The sequence below is a fragment of the Streptomyces niveiscabiei genome (genome assembly GCF_001419795.1).
GTDB lineage: Bacteria > Actinomycetota > Actinomycetes > Streptomycetales > Streptomycetaceae > Streptomyces > Streptomyces niveiscabiei.
This window is the reverse complement of sequence record NZ_LIRL01000161.1, coordinates 1-22202: the sequence shown is the minus strand read 5'-3', so window position 1 is coordinate 22202 and position 22202 is coordinate 1. Positions and strand designations below refer to the sequence as shown.

Below are 22202 nucleotides of genomic sequence, written 5' to 3'. Positions count from 1 at the left end.
GCGAAGGCGTCCCCGCAGGGGCCATCCTCGTACTACCCAGGAATGCGCAGAGTAGTACAACAGCCGCATTCCGTATAGATGTTGGGCGAAAGGATGTAAACCCATGGAACCCGGAACCCTCCTCTACGACCCCACGACCGACAAGGTGGGGGAGTTCCAGGCCCGCGACGGCAAGTACGCGATGCTCCGCCCCGTCGGCGGCGGCATCGAGTGGCAGGCCGACCCCGACACCCTCCGTCCCCCCACCGACAGCGAGCGCATCGGCGCCGGCGTGAAGGCGGCGAACGTCCAGGCGGCCCGCAAGTACCCGCTGTTGGAGCCGACCGTGGACATCACGAAGGTCCCCGAGCCGCACCCGAACTGCGCGAGCTGCGCGGACCTCGTGCAGCTCGCGCGCAAGGCCGGCGAGGAGAAGGACTTGAGCGCGGAGGTGGACGCGCGGGTCCTGATGAGGCGTCACCACGAGCAGGCGCACCCGGCGTGACGCGGCGCCCGGAGCCCGGTCAGATCCAGGAGGTGTACCCGGCGTACGCGGTTCCCCCGCCCGCGTTGCCGTGGACGCCGACGGCCGAACTCGTCACCGTAGAGCGCGAGTTGCCGTCGAGACCGGTGACTCGTGGTCGCCGGGTGCGGCGCAGAGCGAGGCGGCTGTTGCGTGAGGACGCGTTCTGGAGCGGTGTGCTGACCGCGCTGAGCGTCGCCACGCTGGTCGTGGTGATCGCGGCGACGGCGGCGTAGGCCGCATTACGCTGCACGGCATGTCCAAGAAGCTGGTTATCAAGGTGACCGCGGGTGCCGATGCCCCCGAACGCTGCTCACAGGCCTTCACCGTGGCCTCGGTCGCGGTGGCGAGCGGGGTGGAGGTGTCGCTGTGGCTCACCGGGGAGTCCGCGTGGTTCGCGCTGCCGGGGAAGGCCGCGGAGTTCGAACTCCCGCACGCGGCGCCCCTTCCGGACCTCCTCGACACGATCCTGTCCGCCGGTCGGGTCACGCTGTGCACGCAGTGCGCGGCGCGGCGGGACATCACGGAGAAGGACGTGATCGAGGGGGTGCGGATCGCCGGGGCGCAGGTGTTCGTGCAGGAGGCGCTCGGGGACGGGGTTCAGGCGCTTGTGTACTGAGCGTGTAACGGGGGTGTCATAGGCGGGAGTTGAGCGGAACGCGGGGGCGCCGGGGGCGCTCATCACAGGCGTAAACGGCACGCCCGTACCGACGTTGGGGAAGAAACACGATGCGCGTTCAGAAGCTCACCATCGCCGCCATTGCCGTCGCCGCCGGTCTGTCTCTGACCGCGTGCGGCTCCAGTGACAGCACGGCCAAGAACGACCCGTCGCCGTCTGCCTCCAACTCCGCTGCGGCGACGGGGGGTTCGGGTGCGGCCGGGTCGACGACCGGGGGTTCGGGTGCGGGCGGGTCGGCCACCGGCGGGTCCGGTTCGGGGTCCAACGCGTCGGCGACAACCGGCGGTTCGGGTTCGAGCGGTTCGAGTTCGAGCGGCTCCACCACCGGAGGTACTGGCTCCAACTCCGCTTCCAAGAGCGGCCGTTGCGGCACCGACTCGCTGGCGATCACGGCATCCGACAACACGATCGGAGGCGACAGCACGCGCACGGTCGTCGTCACGCTGAAGAACAAGAGCGGCAAGTCCTGCACGATCTCGGGTTACGCGGGCGTCGACCTGAAGACCAACTCCGGGACGATCTCCGCGAAGCGCAGCGGCCAGCAGACCGGCGCCGTGACCCTCAAGAGCGGCGCGGAGGTCTTCTTCCCGGTCTTCTACCCGGCCAACGACTCCGGCGGCTCCGGTGTCCGCATCACCGGTCTCCTCGTCACCCCGCCGAACGACACCCGTACGGTCTCCCTCGCCTGGCCGGGTGCCGCCTCCCTCCCCGTCACCGAGGGCGGCGGCGCCTCGGTCAAGGTCGGCCCCATCGGCAGCGCGGGGCAGGGCAGCTGATACCTGAGCAGCTCATACCTGAGATGTACCCGGTGACTCCCCTGACTCCCCTGGGGTGACTCAGGGGCTGACGCGGCCGGGGGCGGGGTATACCCCCGGCTCCGCCCTCAGCCGTGCCGCGTCCTGCCCCGGGGGCAAGCCGTACTCGCTCCGGTACTCCCGGTTGAACTGGGTAGCGCTGGAGTACCCCACCGCGTGGGCGACCTGCGCCGCGGACTCCCCCTCGCTGAGCAGCCTGCGCCGCGCCTCCTGCATCCGCAGCCGCTTCTGGTACTTCAGGGGCGTCATACCCGTAGCCGCCTTGAAGTGCCGGTGCAGGCCGGCGGCGCTCATGTGCGCGACCGCCGCGATCTCCTCGACGCTCAGCGGCTGGTCGTACCGCTCCTTGATCCACCGCGCGGCGACCCGGACCCGGGAGGTCGCCGAGTCCGTGAGGAACGCCTCCCGCAGCAGGGGGCCGAGGTCGCTGCGCAGCAGGCGGTACAGGATCTCGCTCTCCGTGCGCGCGGCGAGGGGGCCGATGTCCTCGGGTGAGTCGAGCAGCTCCACCCAGCGGGCTACGGCGTCCGCGAGGGCGGGGGTGAGCGCCGTACTGACCAGGCCCTGCGGGGCGGGGCGGGCGTACCCCCTGTCCCTCCTGGCCTCCCCGTCCTCCGTGTACCCCTCGTAGCTCTCCAGTTCCATGAGCAGCTCGGTCACCGTGCCCGCGTCGAGGCGGAGGACCGCCGACCGGTACGGCACCTTCACCAGGTCGACGACCGCCGGCAGGTGCAGCGGCGTGAACAGCAGCTCGCCGGGGCCCGCGATCGCGGTGACGTCCCCGGACGTGACCCTCTTCGCGCCCTCGACGACGAAGCAGATCATGGGTTCGTAGAGGCGGTCGATGGACTTCCACTCCTCGTCGACCCCGGCGAGCAGGAGGTGGGGGACGGCCGTGTCACCCCCGGGTACTACGAGGTGACGTCCGATGGCGGCGGCGAGACGGTCGAGCACGACGCGATCCCTTGGCTGAGGGGGCTGAGAGGATCAGGCAAGTTTATGAGACTGCTGCCCCATGCCGCCGGGCCGCCCGCTCCGTAGCGTCGAGGGCATGGCAGAGAACACCGCGAAACTCCCCCTCCGCACCCTCGGCACCCAGGGTCTGACCGCCGGCGCGATCGGTCTCGGGACGATGGGGATGACCGTCGCCTACGGGCCCAGCGACGAGCAAAGCAGCATCGCGACCATCCATCGGGCGTACGACCTGGGAGTTACTCTCTTCGACACCGCCGAGATCTACGGCCTGGGTACGGGGAGCAACGAGCAGCTCCTCGGCCGCGCGGTCGCCGGTTTCCGTGACGAGGTCCTCCTCGCGACGAAGTTCGGCTTCGACCTGTCCGACCCGAGCCGTATGTGGTCCCACCTCGACAGCCGCCCCGAGAACATCCGCAAGGTCACCGAGGCCAGCCTCCGCCACCTCGGCACCGACCACATCGACGTCCTCTACCAGCACCGCGTCGACCCCGACGTCCCCATCGAGGACGTCGCCGGCACGGTCGGCGAGCTGATCGCCGAGGGCAAGGTCCGCTTCCTCGGCCTCAGCGAGGCGGGCCCCGACACGATCCGCCGCGCCCACGCCGTACACCCCGTATCGGTCCTCCAGACCGAGTACTCCGTCTTCGAACGCGCGGTGGAGGTCGAAATCCTCCCCCTGCTACGGGAGTTGGGCATCGGCTTCGTCCCGTACTCCCCCCTGGGCCGAGGCTTCCTCACCGGCGCGGTCAAGCCGGCCGCCGAATACCCCGAGGACGACATGCGCCGCGCCGACGAACGCTGGCAGCCGGGCAACTACGAGAAGAACCTGCAAGCGGTAAGGGAGTTGACGACTCTCGCGGAGTCAAAGGAAGCCACGGCACCCCAACTCGCCCTCGCCTGGCTCCTGTCACAGGGCGAGGACATCGTCCCGATCCCCGGCACCCGCACGCCGACCCGCCTGGCAGAAAACGTAGCCGCAGCCGAACTCCCCCTCACCCAGGCCGACTTGACCCGCATCGACGAAATCCTCCCCCACGGCTCGGCAGGCTCCCGCTACCCGGAGTCCGTGATGCCGACCTGGAAGTAACCCCTGCCGGGACACCGGAGCAACCCACCCCACGGGGGTACAGCCGTTCAGCACAACCCCCCTCTAGCCTGGTCGTTCGAGGCGAAGACGGAGGTACCGCGTGGCGGAGAGAAGCGCTGAGCCGTGTCCGGCCGCGTTGCCCGAGGCGGTGGCTCCGGCCACGGGAACCCTGTTCGCCGCGCTCTACGGCACACAGACCCCGTACCCGTGGCACGACCCCGAGAACGACCCCTACCAGCTCTTTCATCAGCGCTCGCTCGCCATGGGGTGGCTGGATGTGCTGTGGGGGATGAACGACGCCGGTTCCGGGCATCCGCAACGTGCCGCCGGGGACCCGGAGTTGATCGCCTGGTTCCAGGTCGGGGCGGCTGTGGTGAGCGGGGAGCGGCCGTTGCCGGTGCGGCCGTTTCTGGGGTGTGCCGGGAGTGTGGTGGAGCGGATCGGGGCTGCGGAGGTCTCCGTCGTCCAGCTTCTGCTTCCGCTCGGGTCGATCGACGTCGCCTCGCGGCCCGCGTACGCGGCGGTGCCCTCGATGCTGACGCGGGAGTGGTTCCGGGCGGGTGATCCGGCGGCGCGGACGCCGGTGGAGGTGGTCGTCGCCAGCGGGCAGGACGAGGTGATCGGGGAGCTGCCGCGCTGCCTCGCCGAGCTGGAGCAGGACGTGTTCACTCTCCGGTCGTACTCCCCGGGAGGTACCTCTCCGGAGTTCCGGCCGTCCTCCTCTGGACGTACCTCTCCGGAGCCACCCTTCGACGACACCTTCTGGGGTGGTCCACTCCGTCACACCCTGGCCCTCCACGGCGACCTCGCCGCCTGGTCGTACGACGCCGTCGGCTGGCTCGGGGAGGCCCTCGCCGAGCTCGCCGCGCGTCTCGGTGGGCGTGCGCCTCTGCTGGTCACGGTGAGGCGTAGTACCTGAGAGCTACCGGGGGCGCTTCTTGCCGTCCAGTTCGTCCCACCACTCGTCGGACTTGGGGTCGCCCGAGGGGTCGTCCCACCAGCGGTCCTCGGGGCCCCGGCGGTTCGCCACGATCGCCGCGAGCGGGGGGATCAGCATGGCCACCACGCACATCCCCACAGCGACGGGCATCGACCAGAGCCGCACGACACCCCACGCCAGTACGAAGAGCCCGATACAGGTCCCCATCATGGCGAAGTACACGTGCCGCCGCCGTGCGTACATACCTCCAGGGTAGTCCCGCAACGGAGTGAGGGCCGTACCCCGAGAGGTACAGCCCTCACTCCTGCGTACGACGCTGCTCAGACCGCGATCGCGACCTCGGCCAGCCCGCCCTGCTGGGCGACGACCGTGCGGTCGGCCGTGGCGCCGGGGACGAGGGCGCGGACGGTCCAGGTGCCTTCGGCCGCGTAGAAGCGGAACTGACCCGTGGCCGAGGTGGGGACCTCCGCCGTGAACTCGCCGGTCGAGTCCAGGAGACGGACGTAACCGGTCACCGGCTCACCGTCGCGCGTCACCTGGCCCTGGATCGTGGTCTCACCGGGCTTGATCGTCGAGGCGTCGGGGCCGCCGGCCTTCGCTCCACACATGCTGCTACTCCAGTACTAGGTCGGGACTACCTGAGAGCTACTTGTTGGCGCCGAGCTCGATCGGGACGCCGACGAGGCTGCCGTACTCGGTCCAGGAGCCGTCGTAGTTCTTGACGTTCTCGACACCGAGCAGCTCGTGCAGCACGAACCAGGTCAGCGCGGAGCGCTCACCGATGCGGCAGTACGCGATCGTGTCCTTCGCGAGGTCGACCTGCTCCTCGGCGTACAGCTCCTTCAGCTCGTCGTCCGACTTGAAGGTGCCGTCGTCGTTCGCGTTCTTCGACCACGGGATGTTGCGCGCGGACGGGACGTGGCCCGGACGCTGCGACTGCTCCTGCGGCAGGTGCGCGGGGGCGAGCAGCTTGCCGGAGAACTCGTCGGGCGAGCGCACGTCGACGAGGTTCTGCGAGCCGATCGCGGCGACGACGTCGTCACGGAAGGCGCGGATCGCCGTGTTCTGCGGCTTCGCCTTGTAGTCGGTGGCGGTCCGGACGGGGACCTCCTCGACCAGCTCGCGCGCGTCCAGCTCCCACTTCTTGCGGCCACCGTCGAGCAGCTTCACGTTCTCGTGGCCGTACAGCTTGAAGTACCAGTAGGCGTACGACGCGAACCAGTTGTTGTTGCCGCCGTAGAGGATCACCAGCGTGTCGTTGGCGATGCCCTTCGCGGACAGGAGCTTCTCGAAGCCCTCCTGGTCGACGAAGTCGCGGCGGACCGGGTCCTGGAGGTCCTTCGTCCAGTCGATCCGGATGGCGTTGCGGATGTGGTTCTTCTCGTACGCCGTCGTGTCCTCGTCGACCTCGACGATCGCGATGTCGGCGTTGTCGAGGTTGGCCTCGACCCAGTCGGCGTCGACCAGGACGTCGCTGCGGCTCATGCTCGTTCTCCTCCGGGGCAGTTGCGGCGGGGGTGTGCGAAGTGCGGATGCGGGCGCGCCAGTTGACCGGTCGCAAGGAGCGGGAGCGGCGCGCGATGCCCAGAAAAAGGGCCGGCGAGTTTCAGGAAGCGATACAGAGCATGGCGGCGACGCGGCACAGGTCGACTGCCCGCCGCTTCGTGAGATCCGCCTGACGCTTCATGGACTCGATCGTAGGGACGGATCGGGCATGCTGTCACCGGTGTGTCGTATGGCGAGACGCGATCGTCCGGATACCGAGACCGATCACCTTCCAGGGGGTACCTGGGTATTAGACGTCTACACCCCGAGGGGTCCCGTATCTACGGTACGGACACCCCCGTCTCGCCCCTCGGACGTAGGCCCGTACGACCCCTACCCCGCGAGTCGTACGTTCGACCCCTTCACCGTGATCTCCACGCCGCTCTGCGCCGGGGTCACCTTGTCGAGCTGGATGCCGCCCGGCAGGTTCTCGATCTTCTGCTCGAAGTCGGTGATCTTGCGGGCCTCGTTCTCGGGGGCCTCTACGCCGCCGAAGCTGGGCATGTCGTCGGCGTGGACGCGGACGGTGTCGCCGTCGACGGTCACCGAGCTGAGGACGTACACCGGCTGGGGGAGCTTCGTGCCGAGCACCGTCGCCTCGACCGCGACCTTGATCTTGCCGTTGCCGCCGTCCGACAGGCCGACGACCTCGGCCTCCACGCCGTCCATGACCCGCGTCGGCTCCGACTTCGCGGCCTTCAGCAGCTCCGCGTACGAGATGCTCGCGGTGCCCGTCGCGGACGTCGCCGTCGCCGAGCTGAAGCTGGAGTCGAAGTCGACGCCCTTCATGCTGGCCTTGAGGTCGTCGATGCGGATGCTGCCGCTGCTGGTGCCCGTCGCCGCGTCGTACTGCTTGATGCCGACCTCGACGTCGTCGAGCTGTCCGCCGAGCGCCTGCGTGAGGAACGGGAAGCCCTTGATGGACACGTCGGGCGTCGCCGCGAGCCCCTCGGTCGTCCTCAGCTTGTCGGCGGCCTCGCCCTCGGCGAAGTTCACCGCCAGCCGGTCGGCGAGCACGAAGAGGCCGCCCAGGACGACGACAACGATCAGAAGTATGCGAAGGCCGCGCATTGCTGTGGTTCCCCCAGTGAGTGCTGACCGGGGGTATGTGAGACCCCTGGTCCTTACGGCCACCCACGGTAACCCTCTGGGCAAGCGTTCTCGGAGACTGTCGAGGGGTTTTGACATCCTCCCCTCCCCGATGGGAGGGGATTTCTGGCTCAGGCTGCCTTCGGGAGCGGCGCTCCCGAAGGTCTTCCGCCGTCAGTACCAGCCGGGGTGAGACCAGCCCGGACGAGCATGACGCGGGCGGAGTTCTTGTCCCTGGGGGACACGGCTCCGCACGTGGTGCACGCGTAGGTTCGTTCGGAGAGGGGGAGTGCGTGCTTGGTTCTCGCACCGCACTCGGAGCAGTCCATCGTGGTGTGGGCGGGGTGCACGAGGTGCACGATGCGGCCGTGTTTGCGGGCCATCTCGGTCAGCGCGGTCCTGGTCGCGCCGATCGCGGCGTCGGCGGCCTTGCGGGCCATCGTGGACTTCGCGAGGAACTTCGGCTTGAAGTCCTCGACGGCGAGCTGGTCGAAGTCACGCACGACCGCCTTGGCCCACTTGCGGCCGGTGTCCTGCCGCTGCCGGGCGACCTTCTTGTGGACCTTCGCTGCCGCGCGGGACGCAGCCCGGTAGCCCTTCGACGCGGCCTTCCCGCGCGCGGGTTTCCGCCTGGCCATCTGCTTCTGGTACCGGGCGAGTTTCTGTGCGGCGGTCTTCCCGTGTTGTGCGTGGGGGAGGTCGTGCGCGTCGCTGGTGGTGGTCGCGGTCTCCTTCACACCCCAGTCGATACCGATCGCCCGGCCCGTCGCGGGCAGCGGCTCGATGGCCGTGGCGACGACGAACGAGGCGTACCAGTGGCCGAGGCTGTCCCGGTACACCCGGACCGAGGTGGGGTCGGTGGGCAGGCCGCGGGACCACACCACGGTCAGGACGATGCCGCCCGCGAGGTGGAGGCGGCCGTCCTTCAGCCGGAAGCCGCGCCGTGTGTAGTTCATCGACGGCAGGGCGTCGCGCTTGCGTTTGATGCGGGGCATCCCGGCGCGCTGTCGCATCGGCAGCCCCGCCTTGATGTCCTTCAGCGCTTTGGCGCGGGACGTACCGAAGTCACGGATGATCTGCTGCTGAGGCACGGAGGAGCCTTCGCGCAGCCATCCCATGGCGGTACGGGCCTCGGTCAGCATTCTGTCGAGCTGCGCCGGACCGCACGTCACCTTGCCGGCGACGTCCTTGTTCAGGCCGTGGACCTTGCGGGACATCGCCACGCACTCGTTCCACACCCACCGGCAACGCGCCCACTCCGCATCGAGTCCGGCGCGCGCTGTGGACGACACACGGAGGCGATAGGTGTACCGGGCACGCCCGACATCCTCTGCCCGTCGATTCACTGTCGTCACGACGTTAAAAATACGTCATTCCTATGTAATCAAGCAACTACAGTGGCGTCATGGATGAAGAGAAGCGCATCACGGTCCGGCTCCCCCTCGAACTTCACGAACGCCTGGCCGTACTCGCGAAGCGAGACCACAGGTCGGTCAACGGCGAGATCGTCCACCTTCTGGAGGTCGCGCTCGCCGGTCATCCGGCAGACGCCGAATCGCCCTGACGGCGATTCATCTTTCCCTGCCCTGCTCCGCAGGGGTCCGATCCTCCCCCGCAAGCGGGAGGTGGCAGTGAGCAGCCCCCGCGCGCGTACGCCTATCCCAGCGCCCGGCCCAGGACGTACACCGCCGGAGCGGCCAGCGCGAGCGGGAGGGCGACGCCCGCCGTGAAGTGGACGAACCTCGACGGGTAGTCGTAGCTCGCCACCCGGTGGCCGGTCAGGGCGCAGGCCGCGGCGCCCGCGCCCACCAGGGCGCCCGCCGTGCCGACGTCCGTCATGCCGCCCACCGCGATGCCCGCGCCGGCGGCGGCCAGGAGGGAGACCACGACCGACGCCGGGGTCGGCAGCGGCAACGCGCGCGCGAGGATCGCGACGGCGACCGCCGCGGCGCCCACCGAGGTCGCGTCCGAGTCGGCGCCCAGGTACCCCGTCGCGACGATCGCCAGCGCGCTGCTCGCGACCGTGGCCATCAGGCCGTACATGCGCTCGTCCGGGTCCGCGTGCGAGCGGAGCTGGAGGATCAGGCAGAGCAGGACCCAGACGCCGAGGGTGCCCAGGATCGCGGCGGGCGCGTGCTCCGTGCCGACGCCCAGCAGGACCGCGTCGGCGACCAGCGCGCCCAGGAACGCCAGCGCGATGCCCTGCCGGGCGGGCCACATGCCGTTCAGCCGGAACCAGCCCGCCGCTGTGACGCCCTGGAGCGCGACGAGGGGGACCAGGAGCCCGTACACGCCCAGCGGCGCCGTACCGGCCAGCAGGAGGCCGAGGAGGGCCGTCAGCGCGGCGGGCTGCATGCCGGGCTCGATGATCGGCGAACGGCCCTCCAGGCGGGCCCGCTGCGCGTCGGTGACGCGCGCGTTGCCGGCGAGGGTGGCGGGGCCGTAGCCGGGGGCGGACGGGTCGGGAGCCACGGCCGGGGCGGCCTGCCCGTCACCCGCGAACTGCCCCACCGGCGCGCCGAAGGAGGGCGCACCCTGCTCGACGGGCGCGAACCGGTCGGCGGGCGCGACCCCCTGTCCGGCGGTCCCGGCGGAAGGCGCGGGCGCGAAGCCCTGTCCGGCGGTCCCGGCGGGCGCGTACGGACCGGCCTGCGCGTACGGCCCCTGCGCGGGCGCGCCGGCCGCCGCGAACCCTCCGGAGGACGCGTCGGGGTGCCCTGCGGGCGCGTACGGACCGGCAGCCCGGGCGGACGCGTCGGCGGCGTACGCCCCGGCCCCCCGCACGGACGCGTCAGCACCCGCGTACGGGCCCTGCGCGCCGGGAGCCGGGAAACCCTCGCCGCCCTGCGCGGGCGCGCCCGGTGCCGGCTGCTGCCAGCCGTACGGGGACGGCGCGGCCTCGGGCGCGTAGGCGCCGTACGACGGCTGGGGGCCCGTCTGCGGGGGCAGGTAGGCCGTCTCCTCCGCCGGGGAGTGCGTCTGGAGGGACGGCTGGACCGTGGTCTCCCAGGTCTCGCCCTGCCACTGCTGGGCGTTGGCGTTGTCCATGGAGTCGTGGTTCGGGGCGCCCTGGTGCGGCCACGGGGTCGCGTACGGGTCGTAGGGACCCTGCTGGTCGGTCATCGGTGACTCATCCTCCTGCGAACGGCGGGAGCACCTCGACCGTGCCGCCCTCGGCCAGCCGTACCGTCTCATGCGCGCGCGTGCCGACGGGGTCACCGTCGACGAGGAAGGAGCATCGCGCCAGGACACGTACGAGTTCCCCGGGGTGTCGCTCACGCACGCCCGCGAGGGCGTCGGCGAGGGTCGCCGCGTCGTACGCCTCCTCGGCGACGCCGGCGGCAGCCTTCGCGGCGGCCCAGTAGCGCACGGTGACCTTTGGCATCCGTTCCTCGAAACAGTGGTGAGCGATCGGCATCCGGACGTCAAAGGCTAGCCCGCCCGACTGACACCCCAGTGCGCGATGCGGGCGAGCAGGGCCTCGCTCGCGGCGTGCTCGGCGTGCCCCATGCCGGGTTCCAGCCAGAGTTCCGCGTGCCCCGGGGCGGCCTCGGCGAGGCTGCGGGGGTGGTCGAGCGGGAAGTACCCGTCCGCGTCGCCGTGGACGACGAGCAGCGGCGTCGGCGCGATCCTCGCGGCGGCCTCGACGGGCGGCAGCGGGACGGGGTTCCACTCCCGGTGGTGGATGCGCGTGCCGAAGCCGTAGCGGCCGAGGAGGCGGCCCGAGGGGCGCGTGACGAGCCAGTGCAGCCGCCGCATGGGCGCGGTGCCCCGGTAGTACCACCGCGCGGGCGCGCTGACGGAGACGACGGCGTCCGCGTCCCCGGGGTGCAGCGCGGCGTGCCGCAGGACGACGGAGCCGCCCATGGAGAACCCGACGGTCACCACGCGCGCGTGCCCGAGGGCGCGCGCCCAGTCGACGGCGGCGGCCAGGTCGAGCACCTCGCGGTCGCCGACGGTGGAGCGCCCGCCGGAGGCGCCGTGCCCGCGGAACGAGAACGTGACGACGGCACCGTATCGTCGCAACGCCTCCGCCACCCGCCGCACGTGCGGACGGTCCGCCGCCCCCGTGAACCCGTGGGCGATCACGAACACGGGGTGATCGTGAGGTTGATCGAAAGTGTCGTTTTCTTCGCCCCCAGGGGCGTTCGTTTCGTATACAGCGAGCGGAGGATCGTATACGGAATCGATCGTCACCCCATCGGCGGTCGCCAGAAACGTCCGTATAGGTACGCGTCTGGCCGTCTCGCCATTCGGACGTACGGTGGAACGTGCCACATGACCTGCCGGACTGTCGCTCATGTCGGCTATTCTGCTGGGCAGAGGACTCGGGCAGCGAAGCCCCCGGGTCCTTTTGTGCTTTCGGAAGCGTTGTATACGAAGTGGGAAACCGCAGGTGTACAGCACATCCACCGCTCCGCACATGTCCTCGCAGGGACCGAGGAGGAACCGGACGTATGAGTTCTCTGCTGCTCCTGACCAATGCCCTCCAGCCGTCGACGGAGGTGCTCCCGGCTCTCGGCCTGCTCCTGCACAACGTGCGGGTGGCCCCGGCGGAGGGCCCGGCCCTCGTCGACACCCCGGGCGCCGACGTCATCCTCGTCGACGGCCGCCGCGACCTCCCCCAGGTCCGCAGCCTCTGCCAGCTGCTGCGCTCGACCGGCCCCGGCTGTCCGCTCGTCCTGGTCGTCACCGAGGGCGGTCTCGCCGCCGTCACCGCCGACTGGGGCATCGACGACGTCCTGCTCGACACGGCCGGCCCGGCGGAGGTCGAGGCGCGGCTGCGGCTCGCGATGGGCCGCCAGCAGATCGTCAACGACGACTCCCCGATGGAGATCCGCAACGGCGACCTGTCGGTCGACGAGGCGACGTACAGCGCGAAGCTCAAGGGCCGCGTCCTCGACCTCACCTTCAAGGAGTTCGAGCTCCTCAAGTACCTCGCGCAGCACCCGGGCCGCGTCTTCACGCGCGCGCAGCTGCTCCAGGAGGTATGGGGGTACGACTACTTCGGGGGTACACGCACGGTTGACGTCCACGTACGGCGCCTGCGCGCGAAGCTCGGCCCCGAGCACGAGTCGCTGATCGGGACCGTCCGGAACGTGGGTTATCGATTCGTTACGCCCGAGAAGGCCGAGCGCGCCCCCGAGGCCCCGAAGGCCGACTCCGCCCCGGCAAAGGCGGAGGAGACGGACGAGTCGGCCGTCACCGCGTCCGCCGAGGTATAGGCCCTGCTCGGACGGGGCGCGGTTACCGTGCGGTCACCTTTGCCACGCCCTGCCCGGGAGGGGTTGATCCGCGTAGACTCCGCGCCGTGGCCAAGGTGACGAGGGACGACGTAGCACGTTTGGCGGGGACCTCCACCGCCGTGGTGAGCTACGTCATCAACAACGGACCCCGGCCGGTCGCCCCGGCCACGCGCGAGCGTGTCCTCGCCGCGATCAAGGAACTGGGGTACCGGCCCGACCGCGTCGCCCAGGCCATGGCGTCCCGCCGCACCGACCTCATAGGCCTGATCGTCCCCGACGCGCGCCAGCCCTTCTTCGCGGAGATGGCGCACGCGGTGGAACAGGCCGCGTCCGACCGCGGGAAGATGGTCCTCGTCGGCAATTCGGACTACGTCGCCGAGCGCGAGGTGCACTACCTGCGGGCCTTCCTCGGGATGCGGGTCTCCGGCCTCATCCTCGTCTCGCACGCCCTCAACGACCTGGCCGCCGCCGAGATCGAGGCGTGGGACGCGCGCGTGGTCCTTCTGCACGAGCGGCCCGAGGCCATCGACGACGTCGCCGTGGTCCTCGACGACCTCACCGGCGCGCGGGCCGCCGTGACCCACCTCCTGGGGCATGGATACCCGTACGTCGCCTGTATCGGGGGTACGGCTGATACCCCAGCGGTAGGCGACCCCGTCTCCGACCACGTGGAGGGCTGGCGCCAGGCCATGGCCGAGGCCGGTCTCTCCACCGAGGGACGGCTCTTCGAGGCCCCCTACAACCGGTACGACGCGTATCGCGTCGCCCTCGGCATCCTCTCCGGGCCAAAGCGCCCCCCGGCCGTCTTCTGCTCCACCGACGACCAGGCGATCGGCGTCCTGCGCGCCGCGCGCGAGCTGCGCATCGACGTACCCGGTGAGCTGGCGGTCATCGGCTTCGACGACATCAAGGAAGCGGCGCTGGCGGACCCGCCGCTGACGACGGTCGCCTCCGACCGGCCGGCGATGGCCCGTACGGCCGTGGACCTGGTGCTGGACGACGGGCTGCGGGTGGCGGGGTCGCGGCGGGAGCGGGTGAAGGTGTTCGAGTCGCGGCTCGTGGTACGGCGGTCGTGCGGGTGCGCGTAGTAGGTACCTACCTCTCAGGTATGAGGGGCGTCCCCTCAGGCCCGGGACGGTTTCTGAGAGTCCCCTGAGCGGCCGGGCAATGCGCCCTCGTACGCCTTTACACAGCGCGAACGACCTTCTCGGGGCGTTCTCAGCGGGCACTCAGGTAGCTCTCATGGTCGGCGACGAAGCTTCTTTCCATGACCGAGAGCTTCCGCCGCGACGGCGAGTCCGAGAACCCGCACAACCCGTACCAGGGCGCGCAGCAGTACGGCTCCGCCCCCGTGAACCCTTCGCCGGTGAACCCCTCGCCGGTGAACTCTTCGCCAGTGAACCCGGAGTGGCCGCCCCCGCCGCCGCACCAGCCGGGGTACGCCGCGCAGGCGGAAGCTCCCGGACAGCCGGCCGCCGACCACGCCGCCCAGCCCGCGCCGAAAAAGCGGCGCACCCGCGGCCCGCTCGCCCTCCTCGCGGCGGTCGCGATCGTCGCGGCGGCGATCGGCGGCGGTACCGCGTACGGCATACAGGAGCTCACCCACAAGGACGACACGGTCGCCGCCGCCGCGACCAGCGTCGTACCGGCCGGCAAGAAGGGTGACGTCGCGGCCATCGCGGCGGCCGTCAGCCCGAGCATCGTCGAGGTCAAGGCGGCGCTGGGCAACGGGAGTTCGACCGGTTCCGGCGTCATCATCACGAGCGACGGCGAGATCGTCACCAACAACCACGTCATCGCCGGCGCTACCCAGATCAAGGTCTCCACGAGCGACGGCAGGACGTACACCGCGAAGGTCGTCGGCACCGACAGCAAGAAGGACCTCGCGCTGATCAAGCTGGAGGGCGCGTCCGGCCTCAAGACCGCGTCCCTCGGCGACTCCTCCGCCGTCGACGTCGGCGACTCGGTCATCGCGATCGGCTCCCCCGAGGGGCTCACCGGTACGGTCACCAGCGGGATCGTCTCCGCGCTGAACCGCGACGTCACCGTCTCGACCGACGAGAGCCAGGGCCAGCAGCAACAGCAGGGCGGCGGTTGGCCGTTCGAGTTCGGCGGCCGGCAGTTCAACGGCGACACCGGCTCATCCACCACCACGTACAAGGCACTTCAGACGGACGCCTCCCTCAACCCCGGCAACTCCGGCGGCGCCCTCATCGACATGAACGGCAACATCATCGGCATCAACTCCGCGATGTACTCGGCCAGTTCGTCCGAATCCTCGGACGCGGGCAGCGTGGGTCTCGGGTTCGCGATCCCGATCAACACGGTGAAGGCGGACCTGGCGACGCTGCGGGCGGGCGGGTCGGACAGCTGAGGCGGCCGGGACGTGCCATGAGGCGGCACCCGCGAGGAACTCCCCGTAAGGAAAACTTTCAGCAAGGGGTTACGACATGATCCAGCAGGTCACCCACACCACCGCCCGCGCCGGCGCCGCCGACACGGCCCTCGCCCTCGCGGTCGCCGCCGCCCTCCACGAACCGGCCCACGCGGGCCGCGCTCCCGAGGTCGCCCTGCTCAGCACGACCGCCGCGCGCCGGGCCCTGCGCAACCGGCGTCGCGCCGCGGCCTGAGCGGTCGCGGACCGCCGTACGACGCGCGGCCGGCCGCCGGACGAAACGGCCACGCCGCAGGAAGACGCCCATACGCGCCCCCAGGGAAACGTGCGAGGCTGATGCCCTGCCCCCCGGCGAGGTACCACCTTTGCCGTAACCCCCCGCACCCGAGGAAACCGAGCCCATGAGCCCCGCCGAAGGCGACCGTGACATCCAGCGCATCCTGATCGTCGACGACGAGCCGGCCGTGCGTGAAGCGCTCCAGCGCAGCCTGGCCTTCGAGGGGTACGACACCGAGGTCGCCGTGGACGGCGCCGACGCGCTGGAGAAGGCGGCGGCGTACCGTCCCGACCTCGTCGTCCTCGACATCCAGATGCCCCGCATGGACGGGCTCACCGCGGCACGCCGCATCCGCGGCGCGGGCGACACGACGCCGATCCTCATGCTGACCGCGCGCGACACGGTCGGCGACCGGGTCACGGGACTCGACGCGGGCGCCGACGACTACCTCGTCAAGCCCTTCGAACTCGACGAACTCTTCGCGCGGGTACGGGCGTTGCTGCGCCGCAGCTCGTACGCCGCGTCGGCCTCCGGGCCCGCCGAGGAGGACGAGGCGCTCACGTTCGCCGACCTCCGCATGGACCTCGCGACCCGGGAGGTCACCCGTGCCGGTCGCCAAGTCGAGCTGACCCGCACCGAGTTCACGCTGCTGGAGATGTTCATGGCGCATCCGCGCCAGGTCCTCACGCGCGAGCAGATCCTCAAGGCCGTGTGGGGGTTCGACTTCGAGCCCTCGTCCAACTCCCTTGATGTGTACGTCATGTACCTCCGCCGCAAGACCGAGGCGGGCGGCGAGCCCCGCCTCGTCCACACGGTCCGGGGTGTGGGGTACGTCCTGCGCCAGGGCGGGGCCGAATGAGCAAGGTCGCCCACTGGTTCCGGACGCTGCCGATCCGGGCCAGGCTGTCGATGCTGGTCGCGGCGGCGGTGGCGTTCGCGGTGGCGGCGGTGTCGGTGACGTGCTGGTTCCTGGTGCAGGGGAAGCTGTACGAGCAGGTCAACAACGACTTGCGCAAGGCGCTGACCAGCCCACGGCTCCAGGACCAGGCCGAGAGCGCGGTCAACAACTGCACGACCAAGGTCTCGCAGGACTTCCGCCTCGGCCTGCCGAACACCTACTTCCAGGTGGTCGTGGCGAACGGCAAGGCCTGTGTGCTGCCGTACTCCCTCGGCGCGGTCAAGGTCACTCAGACGGACCGGGACGTCATCAAGAAGGGCGGCGGCGAGGGCGTCATCCACAACAGCACCGACAGCGAGGGCAACGACGTACGCGTCCTCGCGCTCCCCGGTTTCACGGTCACCGACCCCTCCACCGACACGACTTTCAGTGCCGCCCTCCTCGTGGCCATCCCGCTGAAGAACACCCAGAAGACCCTCAACGAGCTGATGCTCATCCTCCTTCTGGTGTCCGGCATCGGAGTGCTCGGCGCCGGTGCCGCCGGGCTCTTCGTCGCCCGTGCCGGGCTGCGGCCCGTCGACAAGCTCACCGAAGCCGTCGAACATGTGGCCCGTACCGAGGACTTGAACATCCGCATCCCCGTGGAGGAGGACGCGGAGGACGAAGTCGCCCGGCTGTCACGGTCGTTCAACTCGATGACCGCCTCCCTCGCCAACTCCCGTGAGCTGCAACAGCAGTTGATCGCCGACGCGGGTCACGAGCTGCGTACCCCCCTCACCTCCCTCCGCACGAACATCGAACTCCTCACCCGCAGCGAGGAGACGGGCCGCCCCATCCCGGAGGCGGACCGCAAGGCGCTGCTCGCGTCGGTGAAGGCGCAGATGACCGAACTGGCGGCGCTGATCGGGGACTTGCAGGAGCTGTCGAGGTCGGAGGGGCAGCGCGGTGAGCGCGTCCAGGTGGTCTCGCTGGAGGACACGGTGGAACACGCCCTGCGCCGAGCCCGCCTGAGGGGACCGGAGCTGACGATCACGGCGACCCTGGAACCGTGGTTCACGAGGGCGGAGCCGGCTGCGCTGGAGCGCGCGGTGGTCAACATCCTCGACAACGCGGTGAAGTTCAGCCCCGAGGGCGGGACGATCGAAGTCGCCCTGACGAACGGCACGTTGACCGTACGGGACCACGGCCCCGGCATCTCGGAGGACGAACTCCCGCACGTCTTCGACCGCTTCTGGCGCTCCCCGTCGGCCCGCGCGCTCCCGGGTTCAGGACTGGGCCTGTCGATCGTGGCCCGCACGGTCCAGCAGGCGGGCGGCGAGGTCACCCTGACCCGGGCCCACGGCGGCGGCACGATGGCGAGGCTGACCCTCCCGGGCGCCCCGGTCCCCCCGCCGGAAACCCCGGACACCGGGGAAACCCCCACGTCAGCACCCCAGTAGTACCCCGGTAATACCCCTCCCCCGCAAGAGCCACCTCGTACGATTTCCGCCATGACCGAAAAGTGGACCACCCGCCCGGCCACCCCCGTCGACCTCGAACCCCTGCTCGACATCAGGGCGAGCGCGATGCGCCCGGACCTGGAGCGCCTGGGCCGGTACGACGAGCACCGGGTGCGCCAGCGAATGCGGGACGCGTACGACCCGGCGCACACGAGGATCATCGAGGTGGACGGGGCCACGGTGGGCTGCGTGGCCCTGCGCGGGGCGCCCGAGGGCGACTGGCTGGAGCACTTCTACCTCGTCCCCGACCTGCACGGCAGGGGCATCGGCGGCGGCGTCCTGCGCGAGACGCTGGCCCGCACGACGCGCACGGTCCGCCTCAACGTCCTCCAGGGCAGCCCCGCCCGCCGCCTCTACGAACGGCACGGCTTCGTCCTGGACCACGAGGACGCCGTGGACGTGTACCTGACGCGCGCGCCGGCGCCGTAGGAAGCCTCAGGGGGCGGCGGAGCGCCGTAGGGATTCGGGGAAACGTACGACAGGAAATCCCCGATACGAGTGGTCCGAGGGCGAGTTGGGGCGCGCGCGGGGGTGTGCGCGGCGATGATGGCACGCTGTGTCGTCTCGTGTGCGTGTCCTCTTCCTTCCGCTGCTGGCCCTGCTGCTGCTCGCGGGCCAGTCCTGCCTGCCGCTGCCGCACGACGCGGACGCGCGCCCGGCGCTGTCGGGGACGCCGTCGCCGCGCTCGGTGAAGTTCGGCGCGTACGTCGGCTACGGCACCGACGGCATCGCCCGCATCGCCGGGCTCGGCACGTGGCTGGGGCGCTCGGCCCCGACCGTCGGGCACGCCTATCTGCCGGGCGACCGGTGGAGCAACATCGAAGGCGCGCCCGGGTACTTGGCGCACTGGGCGACGTGGCGGGCGGCCCGCAAGGACCGCCTCTTCGTCCTCAACGTCCCGCTCCTGGAACGCAACGAGGCCCACCTCCCCGACGCGACGGTCCGCGCCGAACTCCGCAAAGGCGCAAGGGGGTTGTACGACGCGCACTTCCGCGCGCTGGCCCGCCGGCTGGTCTCCCTCGGCCTGCGCGACACGGTGCTCGTGCTCGGCTGGGAGATGAACGGCATCACGTACACGCACCGTTGCGGCCCGGACCCGGCGGCGTGGAAGAAGTACTGGGTGCGGATCGTGAACGCGATGCGGTCGGTGCCCGGGCAGCGGTTCCGCTTCGAGTTCACCCCCAACAGGGGCCGGGACGCGATCCCTTGGCCCCGCTGCTACCCCGGCGACCGGCACGTCGACGTCATCGGCATGGACGCCTACGACGCGCCGCGCGGCATGCCGTTCACGGCGCAGCTGAACGAGCCGTACGGGCTCAAGGCGCACGTCCGCTTCGCCCGCGCGCACCGCAAGCCGATCGCGTTCCCGGAGTGGGGGCTGTACGAGAACGGCGACAACTCGGCTTATATGCGGGGCATGTTGACGTGGATGGCCCGGCAGAAGCCGCTGTACCAGACGATCAGCGACTACTGCCCGCACGGGGTGTGGCGGTGCCGGTCGAACCCCAGATCGTCCGCCGTGTACAAGGCATTGATGGGCGAGAAGAAGTGAACCCCCTCCGGAGTACGCCTCGTGGGCAACTCGGGAGGGGGCTGGGTGAGATGACGGAACGTCATATCGCCTGGTGTCAGCTCGCGTTGCCGCGCCGCCGCCGTACCGCCATGAAGGACAGCGCCGCGATGCCCGCCACCGCCGCGCCGCCGAGCGCGAGTTGGGTCGTGCCGAGGCCGTCGGACTTCTGCTCGGCGGTGACGCCCTCGGGGCCGGACGCGCCGCCGGGGAGGGTGTCGAGGTCGCTGGCGCAGACGGTGGGGGCCTTGGCGCCGTCGAGGTAGGCGCAGGCGGTGCTGGCCGCGCGCAGGGCCTTCTTGTCGGTCCTCCCGAGTTCGATGCGGGCGGTGAACTCGGCCTTCGTCCGGGCCTTGACGTCGGCGGTCCAGGTGATGACGCCGCTCTTGCCGACCTGGCCGCCCTCGGACGCCTCGGGGCGCCCGGCGGTCTCGGGGACGCGCTGCTCGATACGGAGGTTGCCCAGGGCCTCGCCGCCCTGGTTGTGGACGATGATCCGGTAGGCGAGCTTGTCGCCTGCCGCCGCCTTGTCGACGCCGTCCGAGATCTCGATGGACATCGGGGGCGCCGCCTTCTCCCCGGCTTTCTCCCCGGCCTCCTTGTCGGGGCCGTCGGCGACCGCGGCGGTGACCGGCTGGAGCAGAGCGAGGCAGACGGCGGCCGGGACGAGGGCGATCCGGGACAGGCGCAGACCAGAGGTCACGGTGGGGGGTCCTTTCCGTACGGGCACGGGGTCATGCCAGCACGGGCCGTACGCGGGCCGGGCCCGACATTCCGATGATCACGCCCGCTTGGGTCACGGGTATGACGCCATCCGGGGGAACGGCCGGGCAACCCGTCTGTCGTACCTCTCAAGGACTCCATCCGGCCTAGATGATCCGACAATGCTACGAAAACAGCGCATGCGTTCCCACCGCCTCGGCGCCGCGATCGGAGCGGTCCTGCTGGTCGCCCTCACCGCCGCGCCCGCCGGAGCCGGCGAGCCCTTCCGCGACCGCGCCGCACGCCTCGTCCAGGAGCACGAACGGGCGCGCGCCCAGGTCGCCTCGCTGCGCCGGGCGGACGCGTCGCCGCGGCGGATCCGGGCCGCCGAGCGCCGCCGTACGACGCTCCGCAACCGGTTGTGGAACATGCTGCGGACGCACGAGCGCGCCCTCGGCGACCCCGTCGCGGTCAACCCCTCGGGGAAGGGCGCGGGTTGTCCCCGGGGACGTGCGACGGTCGCGCCGCGCACGGTCTCCCGGTGGACGGCTCCGGCCCGTGGCTACTGGCTCTCCGCCGGGTACGCCGCGCAGGGCAGCCGCTGGCAGAACCGGCACACCGGGCAGGACTTCGCGGTCGGCACCGGTACGCCCGTGTACGCGGTCGGCGCGGGCGAGGTCCGCGTCACCACCTGCGGTGACGGCTTCGGCAACCAGATCCTGGTCCGCCACCGGGACGGCTACTTCACGCAGTACGCCCACCTCTCGCGCATCGACGTCCGCAAGGGCCAGCGGGTGGCCGCCGGGCAGCGCATCGGGCTGTCGGGGGCGTCCGGCAACGTGACCGGGCCGCATCTGCACTTCGAGGTGCGGATCACCCCGTACCTGGGGTCGGCGGTGCCGCCGCTGCCGTGGCTGAAGCGGAAGTCGGTACGGGTGGTGCGGTAGCTCTCCGGAGGGACGCCCCGCGCGAGGACGGCGCGGGGCGTACTCCCCGGGGTCTACCCGGGTAACTCTCCGGTAGGGGGTCGGCCCGGGTGGGGCAGGGGGTCAGCCCGGGTGGATCACCGCGTCGCGGGCCACCGCCCGCATCTGGGTCTTCTTCGTCGGCGTCAGCAGCGAGCTCGTACCGCTGGTCGTCGTGTTGACGCAGACGCCGCCGAACTGGGCGGAGTACAGGTAGTACTCCTTGGAGAAGTTCGTGAACGGCTTCCCGTCGACGAGGACGTTGTCGTAGCGCACGCCGTTGGTGACGGCCGCGCCCCAGTCGTGGATCTCGGTGACGACCTCGACCTGGGTGCCGGTGGGCGGGCCGGTGACGTGGACGGTCTGCCACCAGTCGCGGGTGACGTTCTTGATGTACATCTCGTAGTCCTGCGAGTTCTTCGGCGTCCTGATGCTCGCCTGGATGACGTCGCCGGGGCCGACCGCGCGCTTGGCGTAGACGAAGTTCGCCGGGAACTGCTCCCACCAGGCGTAGTACGTCGCCTTCCCGCCGGCGCACTCGACGCTCGTGCCGATCTGGTTCAGCGGGTCCTTCCAGCTGTCGCCGCTGCCGAAGCCCACCCACTGGTCGGTGAGGCCGTTCGGGTTGCCGGTCACCGAGGTGCAGTCGGCGGTCGGGACCTTCCACTGCGCGCTGACGCTGGTGTGGGCGCCGTTCAGCTGGAAGCCGGTCCAGTTGCCCTGGGGCGCGGTGCAGGCGGCGGCCTCGGCGAAGGCGGGGCCCGTCATCATCAGGGCCGAGCAGGAGAGCGAGCCGAGGACGGCGAGCCGTCGTTTTGTACGCATACGGCGATGATCAAGTCCGCTCCGCGCGGCCCCGCTCCGCCACTCCGGAGGCTGAGCCGCACGGGTGCGCGATTCCCCCCGGCCTGACGGGTGAACGCGAGGATCACTCACGGGTGATTCCGGGGAGCCGTGCGCGCAGGGCGCCCGCGGGACCGGTCACACCTCCGGGGGAGGGAGGGGGACAGCGTCCGGG

28 protein-coding genes are annotated in these 22202 nt (G+C 70.7%); 15 read left to right on the top strand and 13 right to left on the bottom strand.

The genetic code is table 11. From position 1 onward, the window contains the following. Nucleotides 1-103 precede the first annotated feature (103 nt). Entirely contained in the window at nt 104-484 is a 381-nt protein-coding gene (locus AOK24_RS08970; RefSeq protein ID WP_055719520.1) for a hypothetical protein, read from the top strand. 19 nt (nt 485-503) lie between these two features. Here the strand turns inward: AOK24_RS08970 and AOK24_RS48395 are convergent, their stop codons facing one another. Continuing rightward, a complete protein-coding gene (locus AOK24_RS48395) occupies nt 504-755 on the bottom strand; it encodes a hypothetical protein (RefSeq protein WP_133258206.1) in 252 nt (83 codons plus the stop codon). A 3-nt stretch (nt 756-758) separates the two neighbouring features. On the opposite strand from AOK24_RS48395, the gene AOK24_RS08960 reads away from it, so the two are divergent. Then, a complete protein-coding gene (locus AOK24_RS08960) occupies nt 759-1121 on the top strand; it encodes a DsrE family protein (protein WP_055719518.1) in 363 nt (120 codons plus the stop codon). Nucleotides 1122-1231: 110 nt separating this feature from the next. Continuing rightward, nucleotides 1232-1957 carry a DUF4232 domain-containing protein gene (locus tag AOK24_RS08955; protein ID WP_055719517.1) on the top strand — a complete coding sequence of 242 codons (726 nt, stop codon included), beginning with the start codon at nt 1232-1234 and terminating at the stop codon, nt 1955-1957. A gap of 60 nt (nt 1958-2017) precedes the next feature. Here the strand turns inward: AOK24_RS08955 and AOK24_RS08950 are convergent, their stop codons facing one another. Next, the gene (locus AOK24_RS08950; protein ID WP_055719516.1) at nt 2018-2950 is read right to left on the bottom strand and encodes an AraC family transcriptional regulator; all 933 of its coding nucleotides are present in this window, start codon (nt 2948-2950) and stop codon (nt 2018-2020) included. A 97-nt stretch (nt 2951-3047) separates the two neighbouring features. On the opposite strand from AOK24_RS08950, the gene AOK24_RS08945 reads away from it, so the two are divergent. Together AOK24_RS08945 and AOK24_RS08940 are read left to right on the top strand one after the other, a co-directional pair. Then, entirely contained in the window at nt 3048-4058 is a 1011-nt protein-coding gene (locus AOK24_RS08945) for an aldo/keto reductase (protein ID WP_055719538.1), read from the top strand. A 100-nt stretch (nt 4059-4158) separates the two neighbouring features. Continuing rightward, nucleotides 4159-4977, top strand: coding sequence for a hypothetical protein (locus AOK24_RS08940; protein ID WP_240553748.1), 819 nt, complete (start codon nt 4159-4161; stop codon nt 4975-4977). Nucleotides 4978-4980: 3 nt separating this feature from the next. Here the strand turns inward: AOK24_RS08940 and AOK24_RS08935 are convergent, their stop codons facing one another. The 6 genes from AOK24_RS08935 to AOK24_RS08915 form a co-directional block, all read right to left on the bottom strand. After that, the gene (locus AOK24_RS08935; protein ID WP_055719515.1) at nt 4981-5241 is read right to left on the bottom strand and encodes a DUF3099 domain-containing protein; all 261 of its coding nucleotides are present in this window, start codon (nt 5239-5241) and stop codon (nt 4981-4983) included. A gap of 77 nt (nt 5242-5318) precedes the next feature. Then, nucleotides 5319-5606: a DUF1416 domain-containing protein gene (locus AOK24_RS08930; protein ID WP_010351646.1), complete on the bottom strand. Its 288-nt coding sequence runs from the start codon at nt 5604-5606 to the stop codon at nt 5319-5321. Between the two features lie 37 nt (nt 5607-5643). Continuing rightward, nucleotides 5644-6483 (bottom strand): sulfurtransferase, encoded by an 840-nt coding sequence (locus tag AOK24_RS08925; RefSeq protein WP_055719514.1) that lies wholly within the window; start codon nt 6481-6483, stop codon nt 5644-5646. A gap of 121 nt (nt 6484-6604) precedes the next feature. Next, a complete protein-coding gene (locus AOK24_RS52680) occupies nt 6605-6685 on the bottom strand; it encodes a putative leader peptide (protein ID WP_355879453.1) in 81 nt (26 codons plus the stop codon). Nucleotides 6686-6876: 191 nt separating this feature from the next. Continuing rightward, nucleotides 6877-7614: an LmeA family phospholipid-binding protein gene (locus AOK24_RS08920; protein ID WP_055719513.1), complete on the bottom strand. Its 738-nt coding sequence runs from the start codon at nt 7612-7614 to the stop codon at nt 6877-6879. 149 nt (nt 7615-7763) lie between these two features. Further along, nucleotides 7764-8978: an RNA-guided endonuclease InsQ/TnpB family protein gene (locus tag AOK24_RS08915; RefSeq protein ID WP_107103922.1), complete on the bottom strand. Its 1215-nt coding sequence runs from the start codon at nt 8976-8978 to the stop codon at nt 7764-7766. Between the two features lie 59 nt (nt 8979-9037). On the opposite strand from AOK24_RS08915, the gene AOK24_RS45600 reads away from it, so the two are divergent. Continuing rightward, nucleotides 9038-9196 carry an Arc family DNA-binding protein gene (locus tag AOK24_RS45600; protein ID WP_079056733.1) on the top strand — a complete coding sequence of 53 codons (159 nt, stop codon included), beginning with the start codon at nt 9038-9040 and terminating at the stop codon, nt 9194-9196. Nucleotides 9197-9288: 92 nt separating this feature from the next. Here the strand turns inward: AOK24_RS45600 and AOK24_RS08910 are convergent, their stop codons facing one another. From AOK24_RS08910 to AOK24_RS08900, 3 genes are read right to left on the bottom strand one after another with little or no spacing between them, the layout of a single operon-like run. Next, nucleotides 9289-10755, bottom strand: a complete 1467-nt coding sequence (locus AOK24_RS08910; RefSeq protein WP_055719511.1) for a hypothetical protein — start codon at nt 10753-10755, stop codon at nt 9289-9291. A gap of 7 nt (nt 10756-10762) precedes the next feature. Then, nucleotides 10763-11017, bottom strand: a complete 255-nt coding sequence (locus AOK24_RS08905) for a MoaD/ThiS family protein (RefSeq protein WP_055719510.1) — start codon at nt 11015-11017, stop codon at nt 10763-10765. A 47-nt stretch (nt 11018-11064) separates the two neighbouring features. Continuing rightward, entirely contained in the window at nt 11065-11934 is an 870-nt protein-coding gene (locus tag AOK24_RS08900) for an alpha/beta hydrolase (RefSeq protein WP_206191167.1), read from the bottom strand. A gap of 155 nt (nt 11935-12089) precedes the next feature. Here AOK24_RS08900 and AOK24_RS08895 point away from each other — a divergent pair, with 155 nt between their 5' ends. The 8 genes from AOK24_RS08895 to AOK24_RS08860 all read left to right on the top strand — a co-directional run bounded on the left by AOK24_RS08895 (nt 12090) and on the right by AOK24_RS08860 (nt 19499). Further along, nucleotides 12090-12857, top strand: a complete 768-nt coding sequence (locus AOK24_RS08895) for a winged helix-turn-helix transcriptional regulator (RefSeq protein ID WP_055719508.1) — start codon at nt 12090-12092, stop codon at nt 12855-12857. Between the two features lie 86 nt (nt 12858-12943). Beyond that, nucleotides 12944-13966, top strand: coding sequence for a LacI family DNA-binding transcriptional regulator (locus AOK24_RS08890; RefSeq protein ID WP_055719507.1), 1023 nt, complete (start codon nt 12944-12946; stop codon nt 13964-13966). A gap of 179 nt (nt 13967-14145) precedes the next feature. Beyond that, nucleotides 14146-15252 (top strand): S1C family serine protease, encoded by a 1107-nt coding sequence (locus AOK24_RS08885; protein WP_055719506.1) that lies wholly within the window; start codon nt 14146-14148, stop codon nt 15250-15252. A gap of 76 nt (nt 15253-15328) precedes the next feature. Beyond that, nucleotides 15329-15508 (top strand): hypothetical protein, encoded by a 180-nt coding sequence (locus AOK24_RS08880; RefSeq protein ID WP_055719505.1) that lies wholly within the window; start codon nt 15329-15331, stop codon nt 15506-15508. A 166-nt stretch (nt 15509-15674) separates the two neighbouring features. Continuing rightward, nucleotides 15675-16409, top strand: a complete 735-nt coding sequence (locus AOK24_RS08875) for a response regulator transcription factor (protein WP_055719504.1) — start codon at nt 15675-15677, stop codon at nt 16407-16409. Continuing rightward, complete coding sequence (locus AOK24_RS08870) at nt 16406-17887, top strand: HAMP domain-containing sensor histidine kinase (protein ID WP_055719503.1); 1482 nt, start codon at nt 16406-16408, stop codon at nt 17885-17887. The genes AOK24_RS08875 and AOK24_RS08870 overlap by 4 nt, the downstream gene beginning before the upstream one ends. A 51-nt stretch (nt 17888-17938) precedes the next feature. Continuing rightward, entirely contained in the window at nt 17939-18376 is a 438-nt protein-coding gene (locus AOK24_RS08865; RefSeq protein WP_206191166.1) for a GNAT family N-acetyltransferase, read from the top strand. A gap of 139 nt (nt 18377-18515) precedes the next feature. Next, complete coding sequence (locus AOK24_RS08860) at nt 18516-19499, top strand: glycoside hydrolase family 26 protein (RefSeq protein WP_055719501.1); 984 nt, start codon at nt 18516-18518, stop codon at nt 19497-19499. Nucleotides 19500-19575: 76 nt separating this feature from the next. Here AOK24_RS08860 and AOK24_RS08855 read toward each other — a convergent pair whose 3' ends face one another. Then, nucleotides 19576-20220, bottom strand: coding sequence for a hypothetical protein (locus tag AOK24_RS08855; RefSeq protein ID WP_055719500.1), 645 nt, complete (start codon nt 20218-20220; stop codon nt 19576-19578). A 199-nt stretch (nt 20221-20419) separates the two neighbouring features. Between AOK24_RS08855 and AOK24_RS08850 the strand changes: the two genes are divergently transcribed. After that, entirely contained in the window at nt 20420-21166 is a 747-nt protein-coding gene (locus AOK24_RS08850) for a M23 family metallopeptidase (protein WP_240553746.1), read from the top strand. A gap of 102 nt (nt 21167-21268) precedes the next feature. On the opposite strand, the gene AOK24_RS08845 is transcribed toward AOK24_RS08850, so the two are convergent. Next, nucleotides 21269-22009 carry a G1 family glutamic endopeptidase gene (locus AOK24_RS08845; RefSeq protein WP_055719498.1) on the bottom strand — a complete coding sequence of 247 codons (741 nt, stop codon included), beginning with the start codon at nt 22007-22009 and terminating at the stop codon, nt 21269-21271. Nucleotides 22010-22202: the final 193 nt, after the last annotated feature.

What these genes read in the sequence shown, in the direction of transcription:
- AOK24_RS08970 (WP_055719520.1), top strand. Translation starts at nt 104, where the DNA reads ATGGAACCCGGAACCCTCCTCTACGACCCCACGACCGACAAGGTGGGG.
- AOK24_RS08960 (WP_055719518.1), top strand. Translation starts at nt 759, where the DNA reads ATGTCCAAGAAGCTGGTTATCAAGGTGACCGCGGGTGCCGATGCCCCC.
- AOK24_RS08955 (WP_055719517.1), top strand. Translation starts at nt 1,232, where the DNA reads ATGCGCGTTCAGAAGCTCACCATCGCCGCCATTGCCGTCGCCGCCGGT.
- AOK24_RS08945 (WP_055719538.1), top strand. Translation starts at nt 3,048, where the DNA reads ATGGCAGAGAACACCGCGAAACTCCCCCTCCGCACCCTCGGCACCCAG.
- AOK24_RS08935 (WP_055719515.1), bottom strand. Translation starts at nt 5,241, where the DNA reads ATGTACGCACGGCGGCGGCACGTGTACTTCGCCATGATGGGGACCTGT.
- AOK24_RS08930 (WP_010351646.1), bottom strand. Translation starts at nt 5,606, where the DNA reads ATGTGTGGAGCGAAGGCCGGCGGCCCCGACGCCTCGACGATCAAGCCC.
- AOK24_RS08925 (WP_055719514.1), bottom strand. Translation starts at nt 6,483, where the DNA reads ATGAGCCGCAGCGACGTCCTGGTCGACGCCGACTGGGTCGAGGCCAAC.
- AOK24_RS52680 (WP_355879453.1), bottom strand. Translation starts at nt 6,685, where the DNA reads ATGAAGCGTCAGGCGGATCTCACGAAGCGGCGGGCAGTCGACCTGTGC.
- AOK24_RS08920 (WP_055719513.1), bottom strand. Translation starts at nt 7,614, where the DNA reads ATGCGCGGCCTTCGCATACTTCTGATCGTTGTCGTCGTCCTGGGCGGC.
- AOK24_RS45600 (WP_079056733.1), top strand. Translation starts at nt 9,038, where the DNA reads ATGGATGAAGAGAAGCGCATCACGGTCCGGCTCCCCCTCGAACTTCAC.
- AOK24_RS08910 (WP_055719511.1), bottom strand. Translation starts at nt 10,755, where the DNA reads ATGACCGACCAGCAGGGTCCCTACGACCCGTACGCGACCCCGTGGCCG.
- AOK24_RS08905 (WP_055719510.1), bottom strand. Translation starts at nt 11,017, where the DNA reads ATGCCAAAGGTCACCGTGCGCTACTGGGCCGCCGCGAAGGCTGCCGCC.
- AOK24_RS08900 (WP_206191167.1), bottom strand. Translation starts at nt 11,934, where the DNA reads ATGAGCGACAGTCCGGCAGGTCATGTGGCACGTTCCACCGTACGTCCG.
- AOK24_RS08895 (WP_055719508.1), top strand. Translation starts at nt 12,090, where the DNA reads ATGAGTTCTCTGCTGCTCCTGACCAATGCCCTCCAGCCGTCGACGGAG.
- AOK24_RS08885 (WP_055719506.1), top strand. Translation starts at nt 14,146, where the DNA reads ATGACCGAGAGCTTCCGCCGCGACGGCGAGTCCGAGAACCCGCACAAC.
- AOK24_RS08880 (WP_055719505.1), top strand. Translation starts at nt 15,329, where the DNA reads ATGATCCAGCAGGTCACCCACACCACCGCCCGCGCCGGCGCCGCCGAC.
- AOK24_RS08875 (WP_055719504.1), top strand. Translation starts at nt 15,675, where the DNA reads ATGAGCCCCGCCGAAGGCGACCGTGACATCCAGCGCATCCTGATCGTC.
- AOK24_RS08870 (WP_055719503.1), top strand. Translation starts at nt 16,406, where the DNA reads ATGAGCAAGGTCGCCCACTGGTTCCGGACGCTGCCGATCCGGGCCAGG.
- AOK24_RS08865 (WP_206191166.1), top strand. Translation starts at nt 17,939, where the DNA reads ATGACCGAAAAGTGGACCACCCGCCCGGCCACCCCCGTCGACCTCGAA.
- AOK24_RS08850 (WP_240553746.1), top strand. Translation starts at nt 20,420, where the DNA reads ATGCGTTCCCACCGCCTCGGCGCCGCGATCGGAGCGGTCCTGCTGGTC.
- AOK24_RS08845 (WP_055719498.1), bottom strand. Translation starts at nt 22,009, where the DNA reads ATGCGTACAAAACGACGGCTCGCCGTCCTCGGCTCGCTCTCCTGCTCG.